The organism is Variovorax sp. GW821-FHT09D07, assembly GCF_059416345.1.
This window is the reverse complement of sequence record NZ_JBWKOY010000004.1, coordinates 518,695-531,275: the sequence shown is the minus strand read 5'-3', so window position 1 is coordinate 531,275 and position 12,581 is coordinate 518,695. Positions and strand designations below refer to the sequence as shown.

Genomic DNA, 12,581 nt, shown 5'->3' with positions numbered 1-12,581 from the left:
GCGGCGCGGCGGTCCGGATAGCATGCGGCCATGACACCACGCCTCGTCTTGTGGAGCCTGGGTTTCGCGTTCGGCCTCGCCTACGGCGGCGTGCGGGCGGACGACCTTGCCGTGGAACGCAACAGCCTGGGCATGGCCTTCGTGCGATTGCCGGCCGGCGAATTCCTCATGGGCAGCGACGAGGCGCCCGAGGCGCTGGCACGCGACTACCCCCAACTGCCCAAGGAGCGCTTCACCCAGCTGGCCGACGAAGGGCCGGTGCACAAGGTGCGCATCACGCGGGCGTTCTGGATGGGCCGGCACGAGGTGACGGTGGGCCAGTTCCGGCGCTTCCTCGAGGCCTCGGGCCACGTGCCCGAATCGGTGGCCGACGGCACCGGCGGCTACGGCTGGCGCGCCGACTACGACCCCGCCACCACGCGGCGCGGCGACGCCTTCGAGGGCCGCGACCCGCGCTACTCGTGGCGCAACCCGGGCTTCGCGCAGGGCGACGACCACCCGGTGGTCAACGTGAGCTGGAACGACGCGCAGGCGCTGGCCGCCTGGCTGAGCCAGACGGAGGGCCGGCACTACCGCCTGCCGACCGAGGCCGAGTGGGAGTACGCCTGCCGCGCCGGCACGCGCACGCGCTACAGCACAGGGGACGATCCGGCCACGCTGCTGCGCGGGGCCAATGTGTTCGACACGCGCAGCGCCGCCCATTGGCCGCGCTGGCGCGCGATGGCGCTCGCGGGCGACGACGGTTTTGCCTTCACCGCCCCGGTCGGCAGCTTCGCGCCGAACGCCTGGGGCCTCTACGACATGCACGGCAATGCGTGGGAGTGGGTGGCCGACTGGCATGGCGACGAATACTACGCGCGCTCACCGGTCGACGACCCCCAGGGCCCCGCCACGGGCACCGTGCGCGTGCGCCGCGGCGGCTCCTGGCACACCTGGGCTTTCTATGCCCGCTCGTCGTACCGCAACTGGAATGCGCCGGACACGCGCTACACGCTGGTGGGCATCCGGCTGGTGCGGGACGACTAGGGCCCGCTCACTTTCACTTCTTGAGCGTCTGCTGCATCGACGTGAACTCGCTCGCCACGTCCTGCACCTCGGGCGAGAAGTCCTCGAGTTCCTGCACCTGGCGGATCTCGATGACCTCGTTCTCGCTGCCCGGGCAGCGGCTCGCCCATTCGATGGCCTCGGCGCGCGAGGCGACATCGATCAGCCAGTAGCCGCCCAGCACTTCCTTGGCCTCGGCGAAGGGGCCGTCGACCACCTTCGGCTTGCCGCCCGGAAAGCTCACGCGCGCGCCCATCGACGGCGGGTGCAGGCCCTCGCAGCCGATCAGCACGCCGGCCTTCTGCAGGGACTCGTTGAAGGCCATCATCGACCCCACGCGTTCGACGTCGTCGGGCACGGTGCCGGGCGCGGCGTTTTCGTAGCCATGGGGAATCATCAGCAGCATGAATCGCATGATCGTTTCTCCTTCGAGGAATGGATGAAGTTCAGCGGCCGGCCTTGGCAGCCGACTCGGCGCGCAGGCGGTCTTCCTGGGCCAGCAGCTCGGGCGTCATGGCGTCGCCGAAATCGGTGGTCTCGAAGACCTGGCGGATCTCGATCTCGCCTTCCTGGAACGGGCTGCGCTTGATCCACTCGATGGCTTCTTCCTTCGACTTGACCTGCAGCAGCCAGAAGCCCGCGAGCAGCTCCTTCGTCTCGGTGAAGGGGCCGTCGATGACGGTGCGCTTCTTGCCTTCGCAGCGCACGCGCGCGCCCTTGGACGACGGGTGCAGCCCTTCGCCCGCCAGCAGCACGCCGGCCTTGACCAGTTCTTCGTTGAACCGGCCCATCTCGGTGAGGAGCTCGGTGCTCGGCATCACGCCGGCTTCGGAATCGGGGCTCGCCTTGACCAGAACCATGAATCGCATGTCGTTTCTCCTGAAAGTGGGTGGGGATCGGGAGACGCCGGAATCTGCGTGCTCCTGTTCACACGTCGCGCGAGCGGGCCACGGATCGACACGGCCGCGTCGATCTGCTTGTAATTTTGTGTTTCAGAGATAGCCGCAGAACCGCAGCACGTGGCCGTCGGGTTCGCGGATCGCGAATTCGCGCAGGCCCCAGGGCTGGGACGTGGGCGGCTCGATGATGGTCACGCCGCGCTTCACGTAGGCGGCGTGCAGGCCGTCGATGTCCTTGCCGACGTGGATCACGATTTCGCCGCGCCACGGCCGGGCTTCGCGGCTGCCGCATTGCCACAGGCGCAGGTACACGGGGTCGCCATAGCTGCGGTCGCCCTTCATCACGCGGGCGTAGCTGGGCGGCTCGCCGGCGATGAAGTCGATCTCGAAACCCAGCACCTCGGAAAACCAGCGCGCGGCGCGCGAGACGTCGGACACCGGCAGCACCGGCTGCACGCCGTGGAATTCGTGCAGCGTGCCCAGGTCGGGCGCCGCGCTCACGCCGGTGCGGGTGTCGGTCATGGGCGTTGGACCTGGTTAGTTGGCCAGGCGCCGCAGCAGCGCCACGCGCTCGGCGATCGCGTCGATGTCGAGCGCGTCTTCGGCGTTGGCGAGGTAGGTTTCGAGGTCGCGCACGGCCAGCGCCGCATGGCCCTGCTCGGCATGCGCCACGCCGCGGTCGCGGTGCTCGCCCCAGGCGGTGGGCAGGAGGGCAATGAGGCGGTTCTGCACCGCGATGTAGCGCGGCCAGTCTTCCTGCGCGTGGTGCACTTCCTTCAGGTTGCGCAGCATGCGCGCGATGATCTCGCGCGGGCTCGCGGGCTGCAGGTACAGGCCCAGCGGCACGTCGAACTCGCCGACCAGCCCGTTGCCGCGCTTGTAGGGTTCGAGCCGCTCGCCCAGCTCTTCGCGCGAGAGCGACTTGCCGGTGAACGGGTCGATCACGACCTGCCCCTTGGGCAGCGTGACCTTGACCATGAAATGCCCCGGGAAGCTGATGCCGCGCGTCTGCAGGCCCAGGCCCTGCGCCAGCTCCATCCACAGCACGGCCAGCGAGATCGGAATGCCGCGGCGGGTGCGCAGCACGGCGTTCAGGTAGCTGTTGTCGGGGTCGTAGTAGTCGTTGACGTTGCCGCCGAAATTCAGGTCACTGAAGAAGAACTGGTTCAGCGCGCGCAGCCGGGCCAGCGGCGCGGCGTCGGCCGGCAGGCGGCGCTTGAGGCGCGCGAGCAACTGGTCGACGTCGCCCAGCACCTGCTGCACGTCGAGTTCGGGGTATTCGTCCTGCGCGATGCTGGCGGCCGCTTCGAGCAGCGGAAAGTGGTCATCGCTGCCGACCAGCGACTCGAAATATTCCAGTGCCGTGGGAACCTGGTAGCTGAACGTCATATGGCTTTGTAGAGGAGCCCGCGGGGAGCGTCAAGGCAGTGTTTTCCGGCTCGCCAACGGCGCTTCAGCGGCGCATGAAACTGCGCAGGCGCACGCCTGCGGCGGTGAGCACGGCGAAATAGAGCAGCGCGGCGCCGGCGATGAGCGCGGCCAGAAGGCCGATGCGGTGCAGGCGCTGCGCGCGCAGGCCGACCCAGTCGAAATAGTGCGCGCCCCACGCCAGCAAAACCGCCAGCACCACGGTGCCCAGCAGCACCTGCAGCGCAAACTTGCCCCAGCCGGGCTCGGGGGTGTAGCTGCCGCGCCGGATCAGGCCGATCAGCAGCCACAGCGCGTTGACCAGCGCCCCGATGCCGATGGTCAGCGTGAGCGCCGCATGCTGCAGCAGCGGCACCAGGAAGAAGTTGAGCACCTGCGTGAACACCAGCACGGTCACGGCGATCAGCATGGGCGTGCGCGTGTCGTGCTTGGCGTAGTAGCCGGGCGCGAGCACCTTCACCGCCACGAGGCCGACCAGCCCCACGCCGTAGCCCATGAGCGCCACGGTGGTGCGGCCGACGTCCTCGCCGGTGTAGGCGCCGTTGTGGAACAGCACCGCCACGAGCGGCTTGGCGAACAGCAGCAGCGCCACGGCGCACGGCGCCGCCAGCAGCACCACGAGGCGCAGGCCCCAGTCGAGCAGCGAGGAGTAGCGCGCGTCGTCTTTGGCGGCGCGGGCGCCCGCGAGCTGCGGCATCAGCACCACGCCCAGCGCCACGCCGAGCATGGCGGTGGGGAATTCCATCAGCCGGTCGGCGTTGGTGACCCAGGTCACGCTGCCGGTGGCCAGGTGCGAGGCGATCTGCGTGTTGATGAGCAGCGAGATCTGCGCCACGCTCACGCCCAGCAGCGCCGGCAGCATGAGCTTCATGACCTTGCGGGTGGTCGGATCGGTCCACGCGGCGCGCAGCGCCTTGAAGCTGGCGCCGATGCGCGGCAGGAGCCCCAATGCGCGCAGCGCCGGGATCTGCAGGGCCAGCTGCAGCACGCCGCCGACCATCACGCCCACGCACTGGGCGTAGATCGGCTCGATGCCGTAGCGGCGGAACAGCGGCGCGCCGATGGAGATCGACAGGATCAGCGCGATGTTGAGCAGCACCGGCGACGCCGCCGGCACCGCGAACTTGCGCCAGGTGTTGAGGATGCCGCCCGCCAGCGCCACCAGCGACATGAAGCCGATGTAGGGGAACATCCAGCGCGTCATGACCACGGCGGCGTCGAAACCCTGCAGGCCGCTGGCCATGGCCCAGACCAGCAGCGGCGCGCCGGCCACGCCGGCCACGCACAGCACCACCAGGGCCCAGGTCAGCAGCGTGGCGACGTGGTCGACCAGCTCCCGGGCGCCCTCCTGCCCCGCCTCGGTCTTGCGCGCGGCCAGCACCGGCACGAAGGCCTGGCTGAAGGCGCCCTCGCCGAACACGCGGCGAAACAGGTTGGGGATGCGAAAGGCGACGTTGAAGGCGTCGGTGAGCGCGCTGACGCCGAACACCGAGGCAAACAGCACGTCGCGCACGAGGCCCGTGATCCGCGAAGCGAGGGTCAGCAGGGAGACGGTGGAGGCGGATTTGAACAGGGACACGGGGGCGAGTGTAGGGCTGCGAAAGGTGGCAAAAGCAGGCAATTCGGCAAAAACCGGAACCCGGCCTATAATGGAGGGCTTTGCTGCATCATCCTCAGACACCTAAGGAACACTAAATATGGCATCCGCCAAGCCCAAGAAGAAGAACCCGCGCCTCGCGTCGGGCCGCAAGCGCGTCCGCCAGGACGTCAAGCTCAACGCTGCGAACACCTCGCTGCGCTCCAAATACCGTACCGCTGTCAAGAACGTCGAAAAGGCTGTTCTGGCTGGCGACAAGACCAAGGCAAGCGAACTGTTCGCGAAGGCCCAGAGCATCGTCGACACCGTCGCCGATAAGGGCATCTTCCACAAGAACAAGGCCGCCCGCGACAAGAGCCGCCTGTCGGCCAAGGTCAAGGCCCTCGCCCTGGCGCCTGAAAAGGCCGCCGCCTGACACCTGTCAGGCAAGCCCGGACCGGAATCCTCCGGTCCGCCGTTTGATCGGGGTGCGCTGCAGCAAGCAAAAGTGAAAAACCGCCTTCGGGCGGTTTTTTCATGGGCGCTCGAAAAGTGCCCAGGCCAGGGCGGCCCGCGCAGAAAAGAAAAAGGCCTGGAAGTCAGGCCTTTTTGGGAGGGGGCGGCGTGTCCGCCGGGTCGGGCACCAGGCAGGCCTCGGCCACCTGCAGGTTGTTGTCTTTGGCGAAGTTCACGCAGAAGTCCCAGGCCATGGGCTCGGCGTCGCGCAGGGCGCGGTTCACCACCACGCATTTCACGCCGTTGATGGTCGTGGGAATGCACCAGGGCGAGTAGCTCAGGTGGCTGCCCGGGTAGGCGCCGCCGGGGCGGAAGGAGCACATGACGCCGGCGAGGCGTTCGGCCCAGTCGCTGGGACGAAAAGTGCGGCCATCGTGGGTGATGCCCTGGATGAAGATTTCTTTGGCGTAGGGGGAAATCATCGTGAAGTGAGGCGACCGGAACAGGTGCTGCGGTGCAGCAGGCGATTGTATCCGGGGCCCTTTTTGCATCCTGAATGGGGGCATTGCTGTGATGCGGAATCCTCAACGAAGCCGTCAAACCGCACGCCTAGAATTCGCGTTCCCTATCTGGAGAACCGAATGAGCGCCACCGCCCAGCAACCCACCTCGCCCCACGTCATGAACACCTACGGTCGCCTGCCGATCGCGCTGTCGCACGGCCAGGGCTGCCGAGTCTGGGACACCACGGGCAAGGCCTACCTCGACGGCCTGGGCGGCATCGCCGTCAACACGCTGGGCCACAACCACCCCGAGCTGGTGCCCGCCCTGCAAGACCAGCTGACCAAGCTGATCCACAGCTCCAACTATTACCACGTGACCGGCCAGGAACAGCTCGCCACCAAGCTCACCGAGCTGTCGGGCCTGACCAACGCCTTCTTCTGCTGCACCGGCCTGGAAGCCAACGAAGCCGCCCTGAAGCTGGCCCGCAAGTACGGCCACGACAAGGGCATCGAGCGCCCCGAGATCGTCGTCTACGAAGCCGCCTTCCACGGCCGCAGCATCGCCACGCTGTCGGCCACCGGCAACCCCAAGGTGCAGGCCGGCTTCGGCCCGCTGGTCGAGGGCTTCATCCGCGTGCCGCTGAACGACATCGAGGCGCTGAAGAAGGCCACCGAAGGCAACCCCAACGTGGTCGCCGTGTTCTTCGAAACCATCCAGGGCGAAGGCGGCATCAACCCGATGCGCGTCGACTACCTCAAGCAGGTGCGCCAGCTGTGCGACGAGCGCGACTGGCTCATGATGATCGACGAAGTGCAGTGCGGCATGGGCCGCACCGGCAAGTGGTTTGCGCATCAGTGGGCGGGCATCAAGCCCGACGTGATGCCGCTGGCCAAGGGCCTGGGCTCGGGCGTGCCGATCGGCGCCGTCGTGGCCGGCCCCAAGGCCGCCAACATCTTCGGCCCCGGCAACCACGGCACCACCTTCGGCGGCAACCCGCTGGCCATGCGCGCCGGTGTGGAAACCATCCGCATCATGGAAGAGCACAAGCTGCTCGAGAACGCAGCCACCGTGGGCGCGCACCTGAAGGCCGCGCTGGAGCGCGAAATCGGCAGCCTGCCGGGCGTGAAGGAAATCCGCGGCCAGGGCCTGATGCTGGGCATCGAGCTCGACCGTCCCTGCGGCGCGATCCTGAACCGCGCCTGCGACGCCGGCCTGCTGTTGAGCGTGACGGCCGACAAGGTGATCCGCCTCGTGCCGCCGCTCATCCTGAGCATTGCCGAAGCCGACGAGATCGTTGCGATCCTCGCGCCGATCGTCAAAACCTTCCTCTCGGAGCCTGTTGCGCAATGACGACCGCCGCCGCACCGAACGCCCTGCGCCACTACCTGCAGTTCTCGGACCTCACGGCCGACGAATACGTCTACCTCTTCGATCGCATGGCGATCATCAAGAAGAAGTTCAAGACGTATGAAAAGCACCAGCCGCTGGTGGACCGCACGCTGGCCATGATCTTCGAGAAGGCCAGCACGCGCACCCGCGTGAGCTTCGAGGCCGGCATGTACCAGCTCGGCGGCAGCGTGGTGCACCTGACCACCGGCGACAGCCAGCTGGGCCGCGCCGAGCCCATCGAGGACAGCGCCAAGGTCATCAGCCGCATGGTCGACCTAGTGATGATCCGCACCTACGAGCAGACCAAGATTGACGCCTTCGCCGCGCACTCGCGCGTGCCCGTCATCAACGGCCTGACCAACGAGTTCCACCCCTGCCAGATCCTGGCGGACATCTTCACCTACATCGAGCACCGCGGCTCGATCCAGGGCAAGACGGTGGCGTGGGTGGGCGACGGCAACAACATGGCCAACACCTGGCTGCAGGCCGCCGAGATCCTGGGCTTCACCGTGCACGTGAGCACGCCCAGCGGCTACGAGGTGGACCAGTCGATCGCCGGCATCCGCTCGGGCGACAGCTACAAGGTCTTCAAGGACCCGATGGAAGCCTGCCGCGGCGCCGACCTGGTCACCACCGACGTGTGGACCAGCATGGGCTACGAGGCCGAGAACGAAGCGCGCCGCAAGGCCTTCGCCGACTGGTGCGTCGACGAGGACATGATGCGCATCGCCCAGACCGACGCCCTCTTCATGCACTGCCTGCCCGCGCACCGCGGCGAGGAAGTGCAGGCCGAGGTCATCGACGGCCCGCAGTCGGTCGTGTGGGACGAGGCCGAGAACCGCCTGCACGCGCAGAAGGCGCTGATGGAGTTCCTGCTGCTCGGCAGGCTCTGACAAACACCGAACCGCTGAACCACCCAGGCGCCGCATGGAGCTGATGAACCGCTACCTGCCGCGCTACCAGTTCGCGGAGACGCACAGCCTCCACGTGCCCGCGTCGCCCGCGCGCGTGCTCGACGTCGCGGCCCGGCCCGAGATCACCGACGACCCCGTGGCGCGCAGCCTGATCGCGCTGCGCGAACTGCCGAACCGGCTGGCCAGCCGGCTCGGGCTGGCCGCCCCCACGCTGCGCCAGCGCGAGGCCTTCGGTTTTGCCGACTTCACGCCGCTGGGGCGCGACGGCGAACGCGAACTGGCCTTCGGCCTGGCCGGCCGCTTCTGGCGCTTCGACTACGGCCTGGTCCCGCTGGCCGACGGCCCCGCCTTCGCCGCGCTCGATGCCACGGGCCTGGCCAAGCTGGTGCTTCACTTCACGGCCGAGCCCGAAGGCACGGGCACGCGCCTCACCACGCGCACCCGGGTCTGGTGCGGCGATGCCGCCGCGCAGCGCCGCTTCACCGCCTACTGGCTGCTGATCCGTCCCGCGAGCGGGCTGATCCGCCGCCGCATGCTGCAGCGCGTGCGTGACGCCGCGCTGCTCGCCTCATGAATCCCTGCCAGACCTGCGGCGCCTGCTGCGCCAGCTACCGCGTCGACTTCAGCGTCCACGAGCTCGACGACAACGGGGGCCGCGTGCCCTCGGGCCTGGCGGTCGACGTGAACGACGCCCTGTGCCGCATGCGCGGCACCGACCACACGCCGGCGCGCTGCGCCGCGCTCACCGGCAAGATCGGCCAGTCGGTGGCCTGCGGCATCTACGAATGGCGACCCAACCCCTGCCACGAACTGCAGGCCGGCAGCGACGCCTGCCAGCGCGCGCGCCTGCGGCATGGGCTGCCGATGCTGTCCGACGAACTGCACTGACGACAGGCCAGGCCAGGTCAGGCGACGGGCACCGGCAGCCCGCCGAGCTGCCCCTTGAACTCCTGCAGCGAGAAATGCGTCTGCACATGGCGCACGCCCGGCAGGCGGTGCAGCTTGCGCTGCAGCAGGTCGGAATAGGCGTCGAGGTCCTTCGCGACCACCACGAGGATGAAATCCGCCGGCCCCGAGATGCCGTGGAACATCACCACCTCGGGAATCGCGCACACCGCGTCCTCGAAGGCGCGCGACGAGATCTCGGTCTGGTGGTCGATGCCGACCATCACGAAGGCCAGCACGCCGAAGCCCAGCGCGCGCCGGTTCAGGCCTGCGTGGTAGCCGCCGATCACGCCGTCGTCTTCCAGTTTCTTCACCCGCCGCCAGCACGGCGACTGCGACAGGTGCGCCATCTGCGCCAGCTCGCCCGAGGTCAGGCGGGCGTTGTCCTGCAGCGCGCGCAGCAGCTGGAGGTCGGTTCGGTCGAGGTCGGCTTGCATGATTTGTTCTCCATTTCCTGTCGATTGAATAGATTATTCAATCTTTCGATGATTGATGGATAACTTCTCGACTCAAGGCAGTCACTGCGCATAGCATTCGGCACCCGCCGGCCCCTTGTGGACCGACTCCAACCGGCCCACACTGCCCTTTTTCTTCCTTCGCCCTGCCGCACGCCATGACCGCCCCGCTCCGACTCTGGGACATTTCCGCCCCCGTGCACGCCGGCAGCCCGGTGTTCCCGGGCGACACGCCGTATTCGCAGCAGTGGTGCGCCACCATCGGCCCCGGCTGCCCGGTCAACGTGAGCGCGATCACGCTGTCGCCGCACGTGGGCACCCATGCCGACGCGCCGCTGCACTACGCCCCCGAGGGCCAGACCATCGGCCAGGTCGACCTCACGCCCTTCCTCGGCCCCTGCCGCGTGATCCACGCGATCGGCCGCGGCCCGCTGGTCACCTGGGAGCACATCGCGCATGCCGTGAACGACACGCTGCCCCCGCGCGTGCTCGTGCGCACCTACCCGGCCATGCCCGTCGACCGCTGGGACCCGCAGCTCGCGGCCTATGCACCCGCCACCGTCGAGCGCCTGGCGGCCATGGGCGTGAAGCTCATCGGCATCGACACCGCCAGCATCGACCCGGCCGACAGCAAGACGCTCGACAGCCACCAGCGCATCCGCCACCTCGACCTGCGCGTGCTCGAAAACCTCGTGCTCGACACCGTGCCCGAGGGCGACTACGAACTCATCGCGCTGCCGCTCAAGCTGACGAGCGCCGATGCCTCCCCCGTGCGCGCCGTGCTGCGCGAACTTCCCCGCTGAAACCCTCCCTTCCATGACGACGACCCTCGCCGACTGCCGCGCCCTCGACGCGCAAGACCCGCTGCGCGCCCTGCGCGACCAATTCACCCTGCCCGAGGGCGTGCTCTACCTCGACGGCAATTCGCTCGGCGTGCTGCCCAAGGCCGCGCCCGCGCGCATCGCCGAGGTGGTGGCCAAGGAATGGGGCGAAGGCCTGATCCGCTCGTGGAACACTGCGAGCTGGTTCGACCTGCCGCAGCGCCTGGGCGACAAGGTGGCCCGCCTGATCGGCGCCGCGCCCGGCGAAGTGGTGTGCACCGACAGCACCTCCGTCAATCTCTACAAGGTGCTGTTCGCCGCGCTCTCGCAGCAGAAGGCGAGCGGCCGCAAGCTGGTGATCAGCGAGCGCAGCAACTTCCCGACCGACCTGTACATCGCCGAATCGCTGTGCCGCGAACGCGGCTTCACGCTGAAGCTGATCGATGCGAGTGAGCTCCCAGCCGCACTGACCGACGAGGTCGCCGTGCTCATGCTCACGCACGTCAACTACCGCACCGGCGCCATGCACGACATGAAGGCCGTCACCGCCGCCGCGCACGCCGCCGGCGCGCTCACCGTGTGGGACCTGGCGCACAGCGCGGGCGCCGTGCCCGTGGCGCTCAACGACAGCGGCGCCGACTACGCCATCGGCTGCGGCTACAAGTACCTCAACGGCGGCCCCGGCGCGCCGGCCTTCGCCTGGGTGAACACCAAGCACGCAGGCCAGTTCGAGCAGCCGCTGTCCGGCTGGTGGGGCCACGCGGCGCCCTTCGAGTTCACGCCGCACTACCGCCCTGCCCCGGGCGTCGGCCGCTACCTGTGCGGCACGCAACCGGTCATCGCGCTGGCCGGACTCGAATGCGGTCTCGACACCGTGCTCGCCGCCGAAGCCTTCAACGGCACCGGCGGTGCGATGGCCGCGCTGCGCACCAAGTCGCTCGCGCTCACCGACCTGTTCATCCAATTGGTCGAGCAACGCTGCGCAGGCCAGGGCCTGTCGCTCGTCACCCCGCGCGACCACGCACTGCGCGGCTCGCAGGTGTGCCTCAGCCGCGAGGAAGGCGCCTACGCCATCGTGCAGGCGCTGATCGCACGCGGCGTGATCGGCGACTACCGCGCCGGCGATTCGCAGATGCCCGACATCCTGCGCTTCGGCTTCACGCCGCTGTATGTCGGCTTCGAGGATGTGTGGCACTCGGTCGAACACCTCGTGCAGGTGCTCGAGACCGGCGAGTGGCGACGCGCCGAATTCAACCGCAAGAACGCAGTGACATGAGCACCGACAACGACAACAGCAAGACCCCCGAGTCCATCGTCCACGAAGAGAAGGCGCAGCTGGACTTCAGCAAGTCCATGAGCTACGGCGACTACCTGCACCTCGACGAAATCCTGAACGCGCAGCATCCGCTGTCGCCCGCGCACGACGAGATGCTGTTCATCGTGCAGCACCAGACCAGCGAACTCTGGATGAAGCTCATGCTGCACGAGCTGCACGCCGCCGTGCAGTGCATCGCGCAAGAGCGCCTGCCCGACGCCTTCAAGATGCTCGCGCGCGTGAGCCGCATCATGGAACAGCTGGTGAGCGCATGGACCGTGCTCTCGACCATGACGCCGCCCGAATACACGGCGATGCGCCCCTACCTCGCCAACTCCAGCGGCTTCCAGAGCGCGCAGTACCGCTGCATCGAGTTCCTGCTCGGCAACAAGAACGCCGCCATGCTCAAGCCCCACGCGCACCGCGCCGACCTGCTCGCGCAGGTGGACGCGGCCTACCGCGCGCCCTCGCTGTACGACGAGTCGCTGCGCCTGCTCGCACGCCACGGCCTGCCGGTGCCCGCCGACCGCCTGGAGCGCGACTGGACCCAGCCCTACGAATCGAGCGACGGCGTCGAAGCCGCCTGGCTCACGGTCTACCGCAACCCGCACGACCACTGGGACCTGTACCAGCTCGGCGAAAAACTCACCGACCTCGAAGACGCCTTCCGCCTCTGGCGCTTCCGCCATGTGACCACGGTCGAACGCGTGATCGGCTTCAAGCGCGGCACCGGCGGCACGGGCGGCGTGAGCTACCTGCGCAAGATGCTCGACGTGGTGTTGTTCCCCGAGATCTGGAAGCTGCGCACCGATCTGTAGTGCGTCATGCAGGGGCTT

16 protein-coding genes are annotated in these 12,581 nt (G+C 68.2%); 9 read left to right on the top strand and 7 right to left on the bottom strand.

The window, feature by feature from the left end; translation table 11 throughout:
- The first annotated feature begins 132 nt into the window (after positions 1–132).
- Positions 133–1,026, top strand: a complete 894-nt coding sequence (locus tag AC07OX_RS18110) for a formylglycine-generating enzyme family protein (RefSeq protein WP_495261247.1) — start codon at positions 133–135, stop codon at positions 1,024–1,026.
- A gap of 13 nt (positions 1,027–1,039) precedes the next feature.
- Here AC07OX_RS18110 and AC07OX_RS18105 read toward each other — a convergent pair whose 3' ends face one another.
- From AC07OX_RS18105 to murJ, 5 genes are all read right to left on the bottom strand, one after another.
- Complete coding sequence (locus AC07OX_RS18105; protein WP_495260982.1) at positions 1,040–1,459, bottom strand: YciI family protein; 420 nt, start codon at positions 1,457–1,459, stop codon at positions 1,040–1,042.
- A 31-nt stretch (positions 1,460–1,490) separates the two neighbouring features.
- Complete coding sequence (locus AC07OX_RS18100; RefSeq protein ID WP_495260983.1) at positions 1,491–1,913, bottom strand: YciI family protein; 423 nt, start codon at positions 1,911–1,913, stop codon at positions 1,491–1,493.
- Positions 1,914–2,036: 123 nt separating this feature from the next.
- Positions 2,037–2,465, bottom strand: coding sequence for a bleomycin resistance protein (locus AC07OX_RS18095; protein WP_056571928.1), 429 nt, complete (start codon positions 2,463–2,465; stop codon positions 2,037–2,039).
- 15 nt (positions 2,466–2,480) lie between these two features.
- On the bottom strand, positions 2,481–3,332 hold the full coding sequence (locus AC07OX_RS18090; protein ID WP_062477211.1) for a SirB1 family protein: 852 nt from the start codon (positions 3,330–3,332) through the stop codon (positions 2,481–2,483).
- A gap of 64 nt (positions 3,333–3,396) precedes the next feature.
- Entirely contained in the window at positions 3,397–4,950 is a 1,554-nt protein-coding gene (murJ, locus tag AC07OX_RS18085; RefSeq protein ID WP_307586755.1) for a murein biosynthesis integral membrane protein MurJ, read from the bottom strand.
- 118 nt (positions 4,951–5,068) lie between these two features.
- Between murJ and rpsT the strand changes: the two genes are divergently transcribed.
- Positions 5,069–5,383, top strand: coding sequence for a 30S ribosomal protein S20 (gene rpsT / locus AC07OX_RS18080; RefSeq protein ID WP_056571937.1), 315 nt, complete (start codon positions 5,069–5,071; stop codon positions 5,381–5,383).
- Between the two features lie 163 nt (positions 5,384–5,546).
- On the opposite strand, the gene AC07OX_RS18075 is transcribed toward rpsT, so the two are convergent.
- Positions 5,547–5,885: a DUF3579 domain-containing protein gene (locus tag AC07OX_RS18075; protein ID WP_495260984.1), complete on the bottom strand. Its 339-nt coding sequence runs from the start codon at positions 5,883–5,885 to the stop codon at positions 5,547–5,549.
- A gap of 159 nt (positions 5,886–6,044) precedes the next feature.
- Here AC07OX_RS18075 and AC07OX_RS18070 point away from each other — a divergent pair, with 159 nt between their 5' ends.
- From AC07OX_RS18070 to AC07OX_RS18055, 4 genes are read left to right on the top strand one after another with little or no spacing between them, the layout of a single operon-like run.
- Positions 6,045–7,256, top strand: coding sequence for an aspartate aminotransferase family protein (locus AC07OX_RS18070; RefSeq protein ID WP_062477203.1), 1,212 nt, complete (start codon positions 6,045–6,047; stop codon positions 7,254–7,256).
- Positions 7,253–8,188 (top strand): ornithine carbamoyltransferase, encoded by a 936-nt coding sequence (gene argF, locus AC07OX_RS18065; protein WP_095746427.1) that lies wholly within the window; start codon positions 7,253–7,255, stop codon positions 8,186–8,188. The genes AC07OX_RS18070 and argF overlap by 4 nt, the downstream gene beginning before the upstream one ends.
- 34 nt (positions 8,189–8,222) lie before the next feature.
- Positions 8,223–8,783, top strand: coding sequence for a DUF2867 domain-containing protein (locus AC07OX_RS18060; protein ID WP_159275676.1), 561 nt, complete (start codon positions 8,223–8,225; stop codon positions 8,781–8,783).
- Entirely contained in the window at positions 8,780–9,097 is a 318-nt protein-coding gene (locus AC07OX_RS18055) for a YkgJ family cysteine cluster protein (protein WP_495260985.1), read from the top strand. The genes AC07OX_RS18060 and AC07OX_RS18055 overlap by 4 nt, the downstream gene beginning before the upstream one ends.
- Before the next feature lie 17 nt (positions 9,098–9,114).
- Here the strand turns inward: AC07OX_RS18055 and AC07OX_RS18050 are convergent, their stop codons facing one another.
- Complete coding sequence (locus AC07OX_RS18050) at positions 9,115–9,591, bottom strand: Lrp/AsnC family transcriptional regulator (protein ID WP_062477192.1); 477 nt, start codon at positions 9,589–9,591, stop codon at positions 9,115–9,117.
- Between the two features lie 176 nt (positions 9,592–9,767).
- On the opposite strand from AC07OX_RS18050, the gene kynB reads away from it, so the two are divergent.
- Genes kynB through kynA form a run of 3 tightly spaced genes read left to right on the top strand, consistent with a single transcriptional unit; the run spans position 9,768 to position 12,563 of the window.
- Entirely contained in the window at positions 9,768–10,412 is a 645-nt protein-coding gene (kynB, locus tag AC07OX_RS18045; RefSeq protein ID WP_062477189.1) for an arylformamidase, read from the top strand.
- Between the two features lie 13 nt (positions 10,413–10,425).
- Positions 10,426–11,706: a kynureninase gene (gene kynU / locus AC07OX_RS18040; RefSeq protein WP_495260986.1), complete on the top strand. Its 1,281-nt coding sequence runs from the start codon at positions 10,426–10,428 to the stop codon at positions 11,704–11,706.
- Positions 11,703–12,563, top strand: coding sequence for a tryptophan 2,3-dioxygenase (gene kynA, locus AC07OX_RS18035; protein WP_495260987.1), 861 nt, complete (start codon positions 11,703–11,705; stop codon positions 12,561–12,563). The genes kynU and kynA overlap by 4 nt, the downstream gene beginning before the upstream one ends.
- Positions 12,564–12,581 lie beyond the last annotated feature (18 nt).

Bases quoted from the DNA above. Each gene is read 5' to 3' on its own strand.
- AC07OX_RS18110 (WP_495261247.1), top strand. From the start codon at position 133: ATGGCCTTCGTGCGATTGCCGGCCGGCGAATTCCTCATGGGCAGCGAC.
- AC07OX_RS18105 (WP_495260982.1), bottom strand. From the start codon at position 1,459: ATGCGATTCATGCTGCTGATGATTCCCCATGGCTACGAAAACGCCGCG.
- AC07OX_RS18100 (WP_495260983.1), bottom strand. From the start codon at position 1,913: ATGCGATTCATGGTTCTGGTCAAGGCGAGCCCCGATTCCGAAGCCGGC.
- AC07OX_RS18095 (WP_056571928.1), bottom strand. From the start codon at position 2,465: ATGACCGACACCCGCACCGGCGTGAGCGCGGCGCCCGACCTGGGCACG.
- AC07OX_RS18090 (WP_062477211.1), bottom strand. From the start codon at position 3,332: ATGACGTTCAGCTACCAGGTTCCCACGGCACTGGAATATTTCGAGTCG.
- rpsT (WP_056571937.1), top strand. From the start codon at position 5,069: ATGGCATCCGCCAAGCCCAAGAAGAAGAACCCGCGCCTCGCGTCGGGC.
- AC07OX_RS18075 (WP_495260984.1), bottom strand. From the start codon at position 5,885: ATGATTTCCCCCTACGCCAAAGAAATCTTCATCCAGGGCATCACCCAC.
- AC07OX_RS18070 (WP_062477203.1), top strand. From the start codon at position 6,045: ATGAGCGCCACCGCCCAGCAACCCACCTCGCCCCACGTCATGAACACC.
- argF (WP_095746427.1), top strand. From the start codon at position 7,253: ATGACGACCGCCGCCGCACCGAACGCCCTGCGCCACTACCTGCAGTTC.
- AC07OX_RS18060 (WP_159275676.1), top strand. From the start codon at position 8,223: ATGGAGCTGATGAACCGCTACCTGCCGCGCTACCAGTTCGCGGAGACG.
- AC07OX_RS18055 (WP_495260985.1), top strand. From the start codon at position 8,780: ATGAATCCCTGCCAGACCTGCGGCGCCTGCTGCGCCAGCTACCGCGTC.
- AC07OX_RS18050 (WP_062477192.1), bottom strand. From the start codon at position 9,591: ATGCAAGCCGACCTCGACCGAACCGACCTCCAGCTGCTGCGCGCGCTG.
- kynB (WP_062477189.1), top strand. From the start codon at position 9,768: ATGACCGCCCCGCTCCGACTCTGGGACATTTCCGCCCCCGTGCACGCC.
- kynU (WP_495260986.1), top strand. From the start codon at position 10,426: ATGACGACGACCCTCGCCGACTGCCGCGCCCTCGACGCGCAAGACCCG.
- kynA (WP_495260987.1), top strand. From the start codon at position 11,703: ATGAGCACCGACAACGACAACAGCAAGACCCCCGAGTCCATCGTCCAC.